Below are 13,646 nucleotides of genomic sequence, written 5' to 3' on the forward strand. Positions count from 1 at the left end.
TCTGCCGCTGGCGGCGATCCGGGGTGAGGGGTTGTTCGACGTCCGTGCCGACCCCGCCGAGGCTTACAACCTCGCCAGCCTGCATCCGGAGATTCTGAAAGACATGCGAGCGAGGCTGGATCGGGCCAGAGCCACGTTCGAACCGTTGGGGCTGCGCAAGCCTTAGGAAATTCGGGTCTGAGGTGATCTCGGACCGTTTCTGCCCTATAGGTCCGCCCCCATGAGCCGTCCGTTCCTGAAGATGAACGGGCTCGGCAACGACTTTGTCGTGGTCGAGACCCGCACCGCCCCGTTCGCCCCGACGGCCGACGAGGTGCGCGCAATCGCCAATCGCGAAACCGGCGTCGGCTGCGATCAGCTGATCGTGGTTGAGGCCTCCGACACCGCCGACGCCCATGTGCGGTTCTGGAACGCGGACGGCGAGGAGGTTTCGGCCTGTGGCAACGGGACCCGCTGCGTCGGCTGGTTGTTGATGCAGGCCTCGGGCAGGGATGAGGCCGTGATCGAGACAAAGGCCGGTCGCCTCGTAGCCACGCGCGCCGGCGAGCGGTTGGTCAGCGTCGACATGGGCCTTCCGGGTCTGGAGTGGCGTGAGATCCCACTGGCGAGCGAACACGACACAGTCTCGCTTGGTGTCTCCCTCTACGACCACGCCGACCTGATGGCGCCGCCGGGGTGTGTCTCCATGGGCAATCCTCACGTGGTGTTCTTCGTGCCAGACGTGGAGTCCGTACCCATCGCCAGGATCGGACCGGTGGTGGAGCATCATCCGCTGTTCCCGCAGCAGGTGAATGTCGGCTTCGCCCAAATCGTGGCCGCCGACCGCATTCGTCTGAGGGTCTGGGAGCGTGGGGCGGGCCTGACGCGGGCCTGCGGCACCGGCGCCTGCGCGGCCCTGGTCGCCGCCGCGCGCCGCGAACTCACCGGCCGCCATGCAACCCTGGAACTGGACGGCGGCGAACTGTTCATCGAGTGGCGCGATGACGGCCACGTGATCATGACCGGGCCTGCCGCCGTGGACTTCATGGGCGAGTTGCCGTGACAGCGGACGTCGACATCGTCACGTTTGGCTGTCGCCTGAACGCCTACGAGAGCGAGGTCATCCGCGCGCGTGCGGCGGAGGACGGCCTGACCGATGCGGTGGTGTTCAACACCTGCGCCGTCACCGGCGAGGCGGTGCGTCAGGCGCGGCAGGCGATCCGCAAGGCCCGCCGTGAACGACCCGGCGCCAAGTTGATCGTCACCGGCTGCGCCGCCCAGATCGATCCGCAGGCCTTCGCCGATATGGCCGAGGTGGATCTGGTGTTGGGCAATGCCGAGAAGAGTCAGGCTGGCGTCTATGCGCTGCAGGCGGAGCCCGTACGCGTGCGTGTCAACGACATCATGAGCGTGCGCGAGACCGCAGGCCACTTGATTGACGGATTGAAGGATCGCGCCCGAGCCTATGTTGAGGTCCAGAACGGCTGCGACCACCGCTGCACCTTCTGTATCATTCCGTTCGGCCGTGGAAACTCCCGGTCGGCCGGGGCCGGCGAGGTGGTGGATCAGGTCCGGCGACTGACGGCGCAGGGCTATCAGGAGATCGTGCTCACCGGGGTGGACGTCACCAGCTGGGGCTCCGACCTGCCCGGTCAGCCGACGCTGGGCCAGCTGGTGGCGCGGATCCTGAAACTTGTGCCCGAACTGCCGCGCCTGCGGCTGTCGTCCATCGATGCCGCCGAGATCGACGCCGACCTGTTGCGCTGTCTGGCCGAAGAGCCGCGGCTGATGCCCTATCTGCACCTGTCGCTGCAGGCGGGCGACGACATGATCCTGAAGCGCATGAAGCGGCGCCATAGCCGGGCCGATGGCCTGAAGCTGATCGCCGACGTCCGCGCCGTGCGCCCGGACACGGCGTTCGGCGCCGACTTCATCGCGGGGTTCCCGACCGAGACGGACGAGATGTTCGAGAATACCCTGCGGCTGGTGGAGGAGGCTGGCCTGTCGTTCCTGCACGTCTTCCCTTACAGCGCCCGTCCCGGCACGCCCGCAGCGCGGATGCCGCCGGTGAAGGGCCCGGTGATCAAGGCCCGCGCCGCGCGTCTGCGCGCCGCAGGCGATGCGGCTCTGGCGCGACACCTGGATCGCCAGGTCGGCAGAACCCTCGACGGCCTCGTGGAATCCGACGGCCGGGCCAGAGCCGCAGATTTCACCGAGGTGATGTTCGAGGGCGCGGCGCGGGTTGGGGCCATCGCCGGCCTCCGCGTCACGGGTCACGACGGACGGCGCGCCCTCGCTGCTGTGATTTAGGACGGACGCTGTGAGCTTCTCGGGCGGATGCCAGTGTGGCGCGGTGCGGTTCCGGGTGGACGGCGAACTGGGGGAAGCCAGCATCTGCCACTGCCGCATGTGCCAGAAGGCGACCGGCGGCCTTTTCGGCCCCTATGTCGGGGCACCTAAACTTGTCTGGACGCGAGGGGAGCGCAAGCGTTTCCAGAGTTCCAACAAGGTCTGGCGCGGCTTCTGCGAAGCCTGCGGGACGCCGCTGACTTTCGAGTATGGCGATACGACAATCGCCCTTGCCATCGGCGCCCTGGACGATCCGGCAGCGGCGCAACCGTCAGAGCAACTCGGCAGCCCCAGCAAGCTGCCCTGGGTTGACGGGCTTGCCCACCTGCCCACCCATGAACCGACTGAGCCCCGCGCTGCGGCCCACCTGGCCAGCATCGTCAGTCTGCAGCATCCGGATCACGACACCTAGGTTCGCCCCGGGAAACCCGGCATCTGCCAGCCGAACAGGATCGCGCCGGCGCGAACGCCGAATGCGGCGGCAAAACCCAGAGCGCCGGCGATAACCAGAGCCATGCCGAGGGTGTTCAGCCCCACAAACACCGCCGCCCCCAGCAACGCCGGCGTCACATAGAGCTCGCGGCGCAGCAGCACAGAGGGCTCCTCGGCCAGGACGTCACGGATGATCCCGCCAAAGGTGGACGTCAGCACGCCCATCACGATGGCCGACCCCGGCGGTACGCCCAGGGACACGGCTTTCAGGGCGCCGACGACGGTGTAGGCCGCCATGCCTACGGCATCCAGCCAGAGCAGAAGGCGCTCGCGTCCCTGACCCCAACCGAAGATCCAGATGGCGACCGCGCCCAGCAGGCAGACCGCCAGATACTCCGGGCGCGCCACCCAGAACACCGGTGCATCGATCAGCAGGTCGCGCAGGGTGCCACCGCCCACACCCGTCACGGCGGCGAAGAAACCGAAGGTGATGATGTCGTGTTTGCGTCGCGCGGCGGCCAGCGCACCGGACGCGCCAAAGACGGCGACGGCAGCATAGTCCAGTACGGTCAGGGTCTGCGCGAGGGCGTCCATGCTAGACTTTGTGCGGTCAGAGGTGACGGCGCGCAAGGAGGCGGCTAGAAGCCCGCCCCATGTCAGACCCAAAACGCGGCTGGTTCTCGCGGCTCACCGAAGGCCTCACCAGGTCGTCGAAACAGATGGGCGAGCAGATCGCCCAGGTGTTCGTCGCCAAGGCGCCTCTGGATCAGGCCAAGCTCGACGAACTGGAAGAGATGTTGATCGAGGCCGACCTCGGTCCGCACTCGGCCGCCCGGATCACGGCGCGGTTCTCCGCAGAGTCTTTCGGGAAGAACGTCGACGACAATGACATCCGCGAGGCGCTGTCCAACGCCATCGGTGAGGAGCTGAGCGCGCGTGAGGGGGTCTTTGCCCCGCTCTCGGGTCCCAAACCCTATGTGGTGCTGTTCATCGGCGTGAACGGGTCCGGCAAGACCACGACGCTGGGCAAGATCGCCACCGACCTGAAACGCCAGGGCGCCAGGGTGCTGATTGTCGCCGGCGACACCTTCCGCGCCGCCGCCGTGGAGCAACTGAAGGTGTGGGCCGATCGCGCCGGCGCCGACTTCATCGGACGCCCCACCGGCTCCGACGCTGCCGGTCTGGCGTTCGACGCCCTGCAGAAGGCCCGGGACGAGGGCTACGACGTGGTGCTGGTCGACACCGCCGGGCGGCTTCAGAACAAGCAGGGCCTGATGGACGAACTGCACAAGATCATCCGGGTGCTCAAGAAGCTGGACCCCGATGCGCCGCACGAAACGCTGCTGGTGCTGGACGCCACTGTCGGGCGCAATGCGCTGGCCCAGGAAAACATCTTCGGCAACCAGATCGGTGTTTCCGGCATCGTCATGACCAAGCTGGATGGCACTGCGCGCGGCGGAGTGCTGGTGCCGGTGGCCCAGGCCTCGGACAGTCCCATCAAGCTGATCGGTGTCGGCGAGGGCGTCGACGACCTGCAGCCTTTCAACGCCCGGGCATTCGCCCGCTCACTCGTTGGCCTTGCGGAGCCTGTTCGATGACCAAACGCACGCGGGCCTGGGTCCGAAATTTCGTCGACTATTCCGCACTGGCGGTCTTTCTCGTCGCCTACTTCCTGACCGGCAAGAATATCACCATGGCCACCTGGGCCCTGGTGATCGGCTCGGCGGTGGCCCTGCTGGTCGGCCTGATCGTGGAGCGTCGGGTGGCGCCTCTACCCGCCATCGCCGGAGGGGCGGCGCTGGTGTTCGGCGGCGCATCGCTATTTTTCCACGATCCCCGGATCCTGAAGATGAAGCCCACCATCATGAACGGCCTGTTTGCCGCGGGGCTGCTCGGCGGACTGGCCTTCGGCAAGAATCCGCTGCGTCTGATGCTGGGCGAAGCGTTCGACATGCCGCCCGGGACCTGGCGTCAGCTGACCATCAACTTCGCCATGTTGTTCCTGGGTCTGGCGCTGCTGAACGAGTTCGTCTGGCGCACCCAGCCGGAGGAAACCTGGGTGATCTTCCGTTTCCCGGGAATGATGATCCTGACCTTCGTCTTCTCCATCGCCCACGCGCCTCTGTTGATGAAGCACGTGAAGACCGACGAGCCGCCGAAGGTCGACTAGACCCGGATATCGATCAGCGAGCCTGGACGCAGATACTTCTGGGGCGCATCCGGGGTCGAGGCTGATGGCGCAGCCACGACCGGGGCGGAGGCAGCCGGGGCCGATGTCGGCGCAGCAGGTTGCCCCATGGCCGCCGCAAAGAATGCCCTGGCCTGGGCCATCCGGGCGTTGTCCGGCGCGGTTGTGGCCGGTGGAGCGGGCGGCAGGCTGCCTGGGCGGATCGGGTTCAACGGGCGACCGGGATTATGGTTAACGCGAGACGCCCAAACTGGCGCCGGCGCCTCAACGACCGGTTAACGGGCGAGTTTCGCCAATCGTGCAGCCTCGGCCTCGGTGAGCGGCCCGGTGTGCTTCGCCAGCACCACGCCGTCACGCCCGATCACATAGGTCTCGGGGACACCGGTAACGCCGAGTTCGATTCCGGCGCGCCCGTTGCGGTCCACCAGGGCGGTGGCAAACGGATTGCCCAGTCGTGTCAGGAAGGCCTGGGTGTTGGGCGGTGCGTCCTTGTAGGCGATGCCCACCACGCGAACGCCCTGCCCGCGCATCCCCATCAGGATCGGGTGTTCGATCTCGCAGGGCGCGCACCATGAGGCGAATACATTGACCACCATTGGCCCTTCTGCGGCGATCTCGCGAATCCGCACCGGCTGGCCTTCGTCGAGGGTGGGCAGGCTCAGGTCCGGGACCATCTTGCCCACCAGCGCCTGTGGCTGCACCTGGGGATCGCGCTTGAGGGCATAGAAATAGAAGAGCCCGCCCAGCGCCACGAGCGCCACCAGCGGCAGGATGGCCAGCCAGCGGTTCACCTGGGCGTCTTCGACGATTGGGTGAGTTCTTCGTAGCGACGCCGCCAATGGCGGGCGTGATTTACGGACAGCAGGATCATGCCGCCGAAGACGACCGCCGTGATCACAAAGGCCGGGATGATGAATTCGGCGTACTTGAAATCAAACATGGGTTCAGCCCGCCGCCGCGCGCAAAGCTGCGGCTTCGGCGCGGCGGCGCCACACCTCGCCGCGGATACGCACCAGCCATAGCGACCCGAAGGCCGACATATAGGCAAGGCTCATGAGAAGCAGGGGAACGAGGAACACGGTCGACATCGCGGGGCCGCCCTTGGCGAACAGGGACGAACCCTGGTGCAGTGAATTCCACCACTCGACGCTGTAGTGAATGATCGGCAGGTTGATGACGCCCACCAGCGCCAGGATCGCCCCGGCCCGAGCGGCCTTGGCCTCGTCGTCCATCGAGGCGCGTAGCGCGATGTAGGCGATGTAGAGCAGGAACAGCACCAGCACCGAGGTCAGACGGCCGTCCCAGACCCACCAGGTTCCCCACATCGGTCGTCCCCAAAGGGATCCGGTGGCCAGCGCCAGGAAAGTGAAGGCCGCTCCCAGCGGCGCAGCGGCCTGGGCGGCGGCGTCGGCAAGGGCGTGGCGGAAAATCAGGGACAGGAAACTGGCGACCCCCAGACACGCATAGGCAAACATGCCCAGCTGCGCCGCCGGCACGTGGATGAACATGATCCGGACGGTATGGCCCTGCTGGTAGTCCTCAGGTGCGGTGAAGCCCAGATAGAGACCGGCCACCGCCAGTCCGGCGGCGATGACGCCGAACATGGGCGCGGCCCAGCGGGAAAACGCCATGAAGCGTTCGGGATTGGAAAGGAAGGCGGGCGCCCAGGTCATGGCCTTGTGAGATAGAGTCCATGTGCCCGCCCGGCAAGCCGCGCGAGCATGTGCGATACCGGTTGAGGGTCAGGAGAGGGCATTGCGACACGCTGCAGCCATGGCCAGCGGGCCCAGCGCTACAGCCGCCGCGGCATAGGCGCCCAACAGGGCCAGCCCGCCGCGCCAGGGCAGGCCGGATACGAACGAGTCCATGGCCCCGCCGCCGAAGATCACCGGGGGCGCGAACAGCGGCAGCACGATCACCGCCGTCAACAGTCCGCCGCGCCGCGCGCCGAGGCTGAGGGCTGCGCCGATCCCGCCCATGAAGGCGAAGGCGAGCCCGCCCAGCAGGGCGCAGCCAAAGATCAGCGGCGCCAGTTCCAGGGGCGCGCCAAGACCAAGCGCCGCTACCGGCGCCGCCGCCGCCAGCGGGGCGCCTGTGGCGAGCCACTGGCCCAGGCACTTGACGAAACAGGTCAGCTCCAGCGGCGTGGGCGACAGGGTCAACAGGTCCAGCGCGCCATCCTCGTAGTCGCGCTCGAACAGTCGTTCCAGCGACAGCAGTGAGGCCAGCGCCAGCGCCACCCAGGCCGCGCCCGTGGCGATCGCCGCCAGCCGCTGCGGCTCCGGCCCTATCGCCAGTGGCAGGAGCGTGGCGACCCCGGCATAGAAACCGACGGCGACCAGCGGCCCGCCGCCGCGCCCCCACGCCAGGGCGGTCTCGCGACCGAGCAGGGCGATGAGGCGGCTCATGTCGACAGCTCCAGGCTGCGGCTGGCCACGGGCAGAGGGTCGTGGACCGCCGCCAGGATCATGCCGCCACCATCAAGATGAGTCTGCATCAGCTGGCTCAGACGGTCGCGCCATCTGGCGTCCAGGGGACTGAGGGGCTCGTCCAGCAGCCAGAGCGTGCGGGGTGCGGCCAGCATGCGCGCCAGCGCGAGCCGACGACGCTGGCCGGCCGATAGCCGGCGTACCTCCAGATCAAGCAAGGTCGTCAGCTCCAGCGCGTCAGCCGCTGCGCCGAAGTCACCCCCGCCGCACCATCGGGTCCAGAACGCCAGCTCCTCACGCGCCGTTCGCGCGGCCTTGAGACCATCGGCATGGCCGACAAGATGGAGCCCATCGCCCCGCGCCTCTGTCGGATCCAGGTCTCCAAAAGTGATGTCACCGGCGTCCAGAGCCACCAATCCAGCCACCGCCCGGAGTAGGCTGGTCTTGCCGGAACCGTTCGGCCCGGTGAGCGCGCAGGCCTCACCGGCCTGCATCTCAAGGCAGACGTCCTGAAACAGCAGGCGCCCGCCCCGGCGGATCGCAGTGTTTCTGAGCTGGAGACGGGTGATCACGCGGTCAGCCAGCCTTTTGGAAAGCTTCGCATTCGCGTGCATGGACGAGGCGAAGGGCTGGGGCTATGAACACCGTGGTCGCCGAAGCTTGGGGGTGCCAACGCCGCGCGGAGACGAACGCTGTGTGTCCGTCTTTCGAAGAGCGCGCGAGTCCCCGGGTGGTTTGGGTGGCCGAAAACAGAGAGGATCTCCCGCTATGGCGTCCGTGGACACCCACAATACCCGCCGACTTCTGACGGTCGGAACGAAGACCTACGCTTACTACAGCCTTCCGGCGGCTGAGGAAGCGGGACTTCACGGCATTTCACGCCTGCCCATCTCGATGAAGGTGTTGCTGGAAAACCTGCTGCGCAACGAAGACGGAATCTCGGTCGGCGCCGACGACCTGAAGGCGATCGCCGCCTGGGCTGATAACCGGGGCTCGGTTGAGCACGAGATCAGCTTCCGCCCGGCCCGTGTGCTGATGCAGGACTTCACGGGCGTGCCCGCCGTCGTCGACCTGGCCGCCATGCGCGACGCCATGACCGCCCTGGGCGGCAACCCGGACAAGATCAATCCGCTGAGCCCCGTCGATCTTGTGATCGACCACTCGGTGATGGTGGACTTCTTCGGCAACGCCAAGGCCTTCGGCGATAACGTCGAGCGTGAGTACCAGCGCAATATCGAGCGCTACAACTTCCTGCGCTGGGGTTCGTCAGCCTTCAACAACTTCCGCGTCGTGCCCCCCGGCACCGGCATCTGCCACCAGGTGAACCTGGAGTATCTGGCCCAGACGGTCTGGACCAATTCCGACGAGGGCCAGGAAGTGGCCTATCCCGACACCGTCGTCGGCACCGACAGCCACACCACCATGATCAACGGCCTGGCCGTGCTGGGCTGGGGCGTCGGCGGCATCGAGGCTGAAGCCGCCATGCTGGGCCAGCCGATCCCGATGCTGATCCCGGAAGTCATCGGCTTCAGGCTGGACGGCGCGCTGCCGGAAGGCGCCACCGCTACTGACCTGGTGCTGACCGTTACCCAGATGCTGCGCAAGAAGGGCGTGGTGGGCAAGTTCGTCGAGTTCTACGGCCCCGGTCTTGCGAACATGACCCTGGAAGATCAGGCGACCATCGCCAACATGGCCCCGGAGTACGGTGCCACGTGCGGCTTCTTCCCCGTCACCCAGGCGACCATCGACTATCTGGCCGCCACAAACCGGGCGCCGGACCGTGTGGCGCTGGTCGAGGCCTACGCCAAGGCCCAGGGCATGTGGCGCGAGCCTACCGATCCGGACCCCGTGTTCACCGACACCCTGGAACTGGACATGGCCAGCGTCGTGCCCTCCATGGCCGGCCCCAAGCGTCCGCAGGACCGGGTCGAACTCACCGCCGCCGCCGCCGAATTCAAGGCAGCCATGGAAGGCGACATGTTCGCCAAGCCCGGTACGCTCACCGATCGCTTCAAGGTCGACGGCGAAAAGTACGATATCGGCAACGGCGACGTGGTGATTGCGGCCATCACCTCCTGCACCAACACCTCAAACCCCGGTGTGCTGATTGCGGCCGGTCTGGTGGCCAAGAAGGCCGTTGAAAAGGGCCTGAAGGTAAAGCCCTGGGTGAAGACCTCGCTGGCGCCGGGCTCTCAGGTGGTCACCGACTATCTGAAGTCGGCCGGCCTCACGAAGTCGCTGGACGCCCTGGGCTTCAATCTGGTCGGCTATGGCTGCACCACCTGCATCGGCAATTCGGGCCCGCTCGCGCCCGCGATCTCCGAGTCGGTGCAGGCCAATGACGTCGTGGTCTGCTCGGTCACATCCGGCAACCGCAACTTCGAAGGCCGGGTGAACCCGGATACCCGCGCCAACTATCTGGCCTCGCCGCCGCTGGTGGTGGCCTACGCCCTGGCCGGCTCGATGAACATCGACCTGACCACCGAAGCACTGGGCACCGGCAAGGACGGAAAGCCGGTCTATCTGAAGGACATCTGGCCCACTACGGCCGAGATCATCGCCCTGCAGCGCAAGCATGTCACCAGCAAGATGTTCGCCAGCCGGTACGCCGACGTCTTCAAGGGCGACAAGAACTGGCAGGGCATCAAGGTCAAGGGCGGCCAGACCTACGACTGGGACATGACCTCGACCTACGTCCAGAACCCGCCCTATTTCGAAGGGCTGGAGATGGAGCCCAAGGCGGTCACCGACATCGTCGAGGCCCGCGTCCTGGGTGTGTTCGGCGACTCGATCACCACCGACCACATCTCGCCGGCCGGCTCGTTCCGGGCCACCACGCCGGCGGGCAAGTATCTGGTGGAGCGCCAGGTGCCGCCGACGGAGTTCAACGGCTACGGCGCCCGCCGGGGTAACCACCAGGTGATGATGCGCGGCACGTTCGCCAACATCCGTATCCGGAACCGGATCACGCCCGATGTCGAAGGCGGCGTCACCAAGCATTTCCCGTCCGGCGACCAGATGTCGATCTACGACGCGGCCATGCGCTATCAGGGCGAAGGCCGTCCGCTGGTGATCTTCGCCGGCAAGGAATACGGCACCGGCTCGTCTCGCGACTGGGCGGCCAAGGGCACCAAGCTGCTGGGCGTCCGCGCTGTAGTCTGCGAGAGCTTCGAGCGGATCCACCGTTCGAACCTGGTGGGCATGGGCATCCTGCCGCTGCAGTTCCTGCAGGAAGGCTGGCAAAAGCTGAACCTCACCGGCGAAGAGATCGTCACCATCCGTGGCCTGACCGAGCTCGCCCCGCGCAAACAGCTGATCGTGGAAATGTATCGCCCGTCTGACGGTCGCATTGCCCGCTTCCCGGTTCGCTGCCGCATCGATACGCCGATGGAGCTTGAGTACTTCAAGAACGGCGGCGTCCTGAACTACGTCCTGCGCAGCCTGGCCAAGCCGGCCTGATCTGAGGCGACGGAACGGCGGGCGGGCGGCTGCAGGTCTGCGGCCGCCCGCTCTGCGTTTTGACGAGGTACGAGCCCCTGCGTCCACCTCACGGCTTCTTGTGATTTACAGCCCGGCGAACGCCGCTTAAGTCGGGGCGATGCGGATAGCGGCGCTTCTCGGCCTGATCCTGATCGCCTTGCCTCTTGGGGCGGCGGCCAAGCCGCCTGTGCTCGTGGAACTTTTCACGGCGCAGGGTTGCGGAAACTGCCGCGAGGCGGAGGCCCACCTGGCCAGGCTGGCGGACCGTCCTGGCGTTCTCGCTCTTACGTTCTCTGTCGACTATTGGGACTATCTCGGCTGGACCGACACCTTCGCTCGCCCCGAGCACACCGGGCGGCAAAAGGCCTACGTTACGCGGCTGAAGCTGCGCGAACCCTATACGCCGCAGGTCGTCGTGGATGGCCGACAGGAGACCCAGGGTCAGAAAACGGCGGAAGTGGACCGGCTGGTGCGCACCGCTGTGGGTCAGGCGCGCAATTATCCTGACATGCGGTTTGTAGGGTCCACGCGGGTGGATGTGGGTTCAGGCCGCGTCGCTGGCGGCGGGAGCGCGGATGTCTGGATGATCCGCTACGATCCCAGGGAGGTCGAGGTTTCCATCAAGGCTGGCGACAATCGTGGCGAGACGGTCGTGCAGCGAAACGTGGTTCGCCAGATCGTGCGGCTGGGCGTCTGGCGCGGCGCTCCCAAAGCCTACCGGTTGCCATCGGCAAGCGATGAGGGATTCAAGACCCTTGTGGTGGTTCAAACGCCGCGTGGGGGCCGGGTGCTGGGTCTCGCGCAGGGTCCGCACTGAGACACACCTGACCGAGAGGGCCCGCACCCTCGGGGGGAAGGGTGCGAGCCGTCAGTTCTGGAGAGAATCAGGAGTGTCGGCTGGCCAGTCCGCTGATCCAGGACGGGGCTGGGGGGGGCTTTTCAGGATCCGGAACCAACGGGCGCTCTGACCAACCGACACTGGCAATATCGGCGCGCTATCTGGCGAGGACGGGACCGAAACAAGGTCTTTTCGCGGCAGATCTGTCGGTCATGCGCGTCGAAATCGGGTGGCCTGATGCCGGCATCCGGGTTTAGGCTCCGACTCGATGGCTTTGGATCCGGGCTACGCAGCGCCGAGGCAGGCGGGTGTTTTCTTCGAGCGGCGCGAACTGGAGCGCCTGCTAAGCCTCTATGGGCGAATGGTCGCCGCCGGGGAATGGCGCGACTACGGCATGGACGGATTGCGGGATTGCGCCGTCTTCTCGGTGTTCCGCCGCAGCGCTGAGGCGCCGCTCTATCGTATTGAAAAGCACCCGGCGCTGGCCCGCAAGCAGGGTGCCTGGGCGATTGTCGGTCAGGGTGGCCATGTGCTGAAGCGCGGCCATGAGCTGGAACAGGTGCTCCGCTTCTTCGACAAGGGCCGATTTTCAGTGGTCGACTGACAACAGCCTGGTCGGTCACGGCCAGATGACCTCGAGCCGCCTTCAGGTCCCGACAAAAAACCCCGGCGGTCGCCCGCCGGGGTTCGAACCTCTGGTCCTGCGTCGCCGGTTAGCGGCGGTCGCCCAGGAAGGCGAGCAGGAACTGGAACAGGTTGATGAAGTTCAGATAGAGGCTGAGCGCGCCGAAGTTGGTGGCCACGCCCATGGCGGCCTGGTTCCCGCCGAGCTCATAGTACTGCATCTTCAGGCGCTGGGTGTCGAAGGCGATGAGGCCCGCGAAGATGAACACGCCGAGCGCGTTGATGATCAGCGACATCATCGAACTGCCCAGGAAGATGTTGATCAGCGAGGCGCCGAGCAGGCCCCACATGCCCATGATCAGGAAACTGCCGAACGCCGTCATGTCCTTCTTGGTGGTGTAGCCAAAGAGGGACAGAGCGCCGAAAGCGGTCGCCGTGAGCAGGAAGGTGGAGGCGATGGATGTGCCCGTGTAACGCAGCACCACCACGCCCAGCGAGGCGCCGATCAGGCCGACAATCGACCAGTAGAGGATGCCCGCGGTCCTTTCAGTGGCGTTTCGCATGGCGAACATGCCGAACATCATCACCGCCAGCGGCGCGAAGGCGATCACCATACCAAGGATCGTGTAGCCGACCCGGCCGTTGGCGACCGTGAACATCAGGCTGCTGATCGGCTGGAAGCTGCTGGTCAGGAACGCAAGCGCCGCCGACAGGACCAGACCCAGCGCCACTTTGTTGTAGACGCCGAGCATGAAGCTGCGGAGGCCCACGTCCACCGACATGTCGGCGCGATCCGCGGGGATCGAGCGCGCGAAGTCGCGGTTATAGTCGCTCATTTGAGCAAGACCCTTTGATGCGCGCCCGCAATCCGGACGCCCATCGAATATCGTTTTTCGCAGGCCATTGTACAAGGGCTGCTTCGTTTTTCTCATCACAAGGATATCGAACGCTCATGATCCGCCTGTTCGCCGCGCTCGCCGTTCCGCCGGAGATCGGACGCGCCCTGCAAGGTCGGCAAACAGGCATCGACGGCGCGCGCTGGCGGCCGCTCGAGGCTTTTCACGTAACGCTGCGCTTTTTCGGCGAGGTCCGACAGGATATGGCGCGCGATCTGGACGAGGCGTTGCTGCAGGTGGTGGCCCGGCCCTTTGACATCGTGCTCGACGGCGTGGGTTCATTCTCCGACAGCGATGGCCCTTCGGCGGTGTGGGCCGGGGTGCAGGCCAACCCGGCGCTCTCGCGACTGGCCAGCGCCTGCGAACGCGCCGCCCGGGACGCGGGCTTGGAGGCTGACGCCCGGCGCTATCGTCCCCACGTGACGCTCGCC

The 13,646-nt window shown here is 66.3% G+C and carries 17 protein-coding genes; 9 read left to right on the forward strand and 8 right to left on the reverse strand.

What is annotated here, in order from left to right:
* Positions 1-220: 220 nt before the first annotated feature.
* The 3 genes from dapF to ACIQ42_RS07990 are packed head-to-tail and all read left to right on the forward strand — an operon-like array spanning position 221 to position 2,740.
* The gene (gene dapF, locus ACIQ42_RS07980) at positions 221-1,042 is read left to right on the forward strand and encodes a diaminopimelate epimerase (RefSeq protein ID WP_397421669.1); all 822 of its coding nucleotides are present in this window, start codon (positions 221-223) and stop codon (positions 1,040-1,042) included.
* Entirely contained in the window at positions 1,039-2,289 is a 1,251-nt protein-coding gene (mtaB, locus tag ACIQ42_RS07985; protein WP_397421670.1) for a tRNA (N(6)-L-threonylcarbamoyladenosine(37)-C(2))-methylthiotransferase MtaB, read from the forward strand. The genes dapF and mtaB overlap by 4 nt, the downstream gene beginning before the upstream one ends.
* A 10-nt stretch (positions 2,290-2,299) precedes the next feature.
* A complete protein-coding gene (locus tag ACIQ42_RS07990; RefSeq protein WP_397421671.1) occupies positions 2,300-2,740 on the forward strand; it encodes a GFA family protein in 441 nt (146 codons plus the stop codon).
* Here the strand turns inward: ACIQ42_RS07990 and ACIQ42_RS07995 are convergent.
* Positions 2,737-3,354: a trimeric intracellular cation channel family protein gene (locus ACIQ42_RS07995; RefSeq protein ID WP_397421672.1), complete on the reverse strand. Its 618-nt coding sequence runs from the start codon at positions 3,352-3,354 to the stop codon at positions 2,737-2,739. The two genes, ACIQ42_RS07990 and ACIQ42_RS07995, sit on opposite strands and share 4 nt — an antisense overlap.
* Before the next feature lie 59 nt (positions 3,355-3,413).
* Here ACIQ42_RS07995 and ftsY point away from each other — a divergent pair, with 59 nt between their 5' ends.
* Both ftsY and ACIQ42_RS08005 read left to right on the forward strand, forming a co-directional pair.
* Positions 3,414-4,358, forward strand: coding sequence for a signal recognition particle-docking protein FtsY (gene ftsY, locus ACIQ42_RS08000; protein ID WP_397421673.1), 945 nt, complete (start codon positions 3,414-3,416; stop codon positions 4,356-4,358).
* Complete coding sequence (locus tag ACIQ42_RS08005; RefSeq protein WP_397421674.1) at positions 4,355-4,930, forward strand: inner membrane-spanning protein YciB; 576 nt, start codon at positions 4,355-4,357, stop codon at positions 4,928-4,930. Before ftsY ends, ACIQ42_RS08005 begins: the two co-directional genes overlap by 4 nt.
* On the opposite strand, the gene ACIQ42_RS08010 is transcribed toward ACIQ42_RS08005, so the two are convergent.
* From ACIQ42_RS08010 to ccmA, 6 genes are all read right to left on the reverse strand, one after another.
* Entirely contained in the window at positions 4,927-5,091 is a 165-nt protein-coding gene (locus ACIQ42_RS08010) for a hypothetical protein (RefSeq protein WP_397421675.1), read from the reverse strand. The two genes, ACIQ42_RS08005 and ACIQ42_RS08010, sit on opposite strands and share 4 nt — an antisense overlap.
* 132 nt (positions 5,092-5,223) lie before the next feature.
* Positions 5,224-5,739: a DsbE family thiol:disulfide interchange protein gene (locus ACIQ42_RS08015; protein ID WP_397421676.1), complete on the reverse strand. Its 516-nt coding sequence runs from the start codon at positions 5,737-5,739 to the stop codon at positions 5,224-5,226.
* Positions 5,736-5,888: a heme exporter protein CcmD gene (gene ccmD / locus ACIQ42_RS08020; protein ID WP_397421677.1), complete on the reverse strand. Its 153-nt coding sequence runs from the start codon at positions 5,886-5,888 to the stop codon at positions 5,736-5,738. The genes ACIQ42_RS08015 and ccmD overlap by 4 nt, the downstream gene beginning before the upstream one ends.
* A 4-nt stretch (positions 5,889-5,892) precedes the next feature.
* Positions 5,893-6,621: a heme ABC transporter permease CcmC gene (ccmC, locus tag ACIQ42_RS08025; protein WP_397421678.1), complete on the reverse strand. Its 729-nt coding sequence runs from the start codon at positions 6,619-6,621 to the stop codon at positions 5,893-5,895.
* Between the two features lie 69 nt (positions 6,622-6,690).
* A complete protein-coding gene (gene ccmB, locus ACIQ42_RS08030; protein ID WP_397421679.1) occupies positions 6,691-7,356 on the reverse strand; it encodes a heme exporter protein CcmB in 666 nt (221 codons plus the stop codon).
* The gene (gene ccmA, locus ACIQ42_RS08035) at positions 7,353-7,991 is read right to left on the reverse strand and encodes a heme ABC exporter ATP-binding protein CcmA (RefSeq protein WP_397421680.1); all 639 of its coding nucleotides are present in this window, start codon (positions 7,989-7,991) and stop codon (positions 7,353-7,355) included. The genes ccmB and ccmA overlap by 4 nt, the downstream gene beginning before the upstream one ends.
* A gap of 154 nt (positions 7,992-8,145) precedes the next feature.
* Between ccmA and acnA the strand changes: the two genes are divergently transcribed.
* The 3 genes from acnA to ACIQ42_RS08050 all read left to right on the forward strand — a co-directional run bounded on the left by acnA (position 8,146) and on the right by ACIQ42_RS08050 (position 12,299).
* On the forward strand, positions 8,146-10,836 hold the full coding sequence (acnA, locus tag ACIQ42_RS08040) for an aconitate hydratase AcnA (RefSeq protein WP_397421681.1): 2,691 nt from the start codon (positions 8,146-8,148) through the stop codon (positions 10,834-10,836).
* Positions 10,837-10,975: 139 nt separating this feature from the next.
* The gene (locus ACIQ42_RS08045) at positions 10,976-11,674 is read left to right on the forward strand and encodes a DUF1223 domain-containing protein (protein WP_397421682.1); all 699 of its coding nucleotides are present in this window, start codon (positions 10,976-10,978) and stop codon (positions 11,672-11,674) included.
* A gap of 289 nt (positions 11,675-11,963) precedes the next feature.
* Positions 11,964-12,299 (forward strand): DUF2794 domain-containing protein, encoded by a 336-nt coding sequence (locus ACIQ42_RS08050; protein WP_397421683.1) that lies wholly within the window; start codon positions 11,964-11,966, stop codon positions 12,297-12,299.
* Positions 12,300-12,408: 109 nt separating this feature from the next.
* Here ACIQ42_RS08050 and ACIQ42_RS08055 read toward each other — a convergent pair whose 3' ends face one another.
* Positions 12,409-13,155, reverse strand: a complete 747-nt coding sequence (locus ACIQ42_RS08055) for a Bax inhibitor-1/YccA family protein (RefSeq protein ID WP_397421684.1) — start codon at positions 13,153-13,155, stop codon at positions 12,409-12,411.
* Between the two features lie 116 nt (positions 13,156-13,271).
* Here ACIQ42_RS08055 and thpR point away from each other — a divergent pair.
* On the forward strand, positions 13,272-13,646 hold a 375-nt coding region (gene thpR / locus ACIQ42_RS08060; RefSeq protein ID WP_397421685.1), incomplete at its 3' end, for an RNA 2',3'-cyclic phosphodiesterase.

Origin of the sequence: Phenylobacterium sp. (genome assembly GCF_044372605.1) — a bacterium.
Lineage (GTDB): Bacteria > Pseudomonadota > Alphaproteobacteria > Caulobacterales > Caulobacteraceae > Phenylobacterium.

What these genes read in the sequence shown, in the direction of transcription:
- dapF (WP_397421669.1), top strand. Translation starts at nt 221, where the DNA reads ATGAGCCGTCCGTTCCTGAAGATGAACGGGCTCGGCAACGACTTTGTC.
- ACIQ42_RS07995 (WP_397421672.1), bottom strand. Translation starts at nt 3,354, where the DNA reads ATGGACGCCCTCGCGCAGACCCTGACCGTACTGGACTATGCTGCCGTC.
- ftsY (WP_397421673.1), top strand. Translation starts at nt 3,414, where the DNA reads ATGTCAGACCCAAAACGCGGCTGGTTCTCGCGGCTCACCGAAGGCCTC.
- ACIQ42_RS08005 (WP_397421674.1), top strand. Translation starts at nt 4,355, where the DNA reads ATGACCAAACGCACGCGGGCCTGGGTCCGAAATTTCGTCGACTATTCC.
- ACIQ42_RS08010 (WP_397421675.1), bottom strand. Translation starts at nt 5,091, where the DNA reads ATGGCCCAGGCCAGGGCATTCTTTGCGGCGGCCATGGGGCAACCTGCT.
- ccmD (WP_397421677.1), bottom strand. Translation starts at nt 5,888, where the DNA reads ATGTTTGATTTCAAGTACGCCGAATTCATCATCCCGGCCTTTGTGATC.
- ccmC (WP_397421678.1), bottom strand. Translation starts at nt 6,621, where the DNA reads ATGACCTGGGCGCCCGCCTTCCTTTCCAATCCCGAACGCTTCATGGCG.
- ccmB (WP_397421679.1), bottom strand. Translation starts at nt 7,356, where the DNA reads ATGAGCCGCCTCATCGCCCTGCTCGGTCGCGAGACCGCCCTGGCGTGG.
- ccmA (WP_397421680.1), bottom strand. Translation starts at nt 7,991, where the DNA reads ATGCACGCGAATGCGAAGCTTTCCAAAAGGCTGGCTGACCGCGTGATC.
- acnA (WP_397421681.1), top strand. Translation starts at nt 8,146, where the DNA reads ATGGCGTCCGTGGACACCCACAATACCCGCCGACTTCTGACGGTCGGA.
- ACIQ42_RS08045 (WP_397421682.1), top strand. Translation starts at nt 10,976, where the DNA reads ATGCGGATAGCGGCGCTTCTCGGCCTGATCCTGATCGCCTTGCCTCTT.
- ACIQ42_RS08050 (WP_397421683.1), top strand. Translation starts at nt 11,964, where the DNA reads ATGGCTTTGGATCCGGGCTACGCAGCGCCGAGGCAGGCGGGTGTTTTC.
- ACIQ42_RS08055 (WP_397421684.1), bottom strand. Translation starts at nt 13,155, where the DNA reads ATGAGCGACTATAACCGCGACTTCGCGCGCTCGATCCCCGCGGATCGC.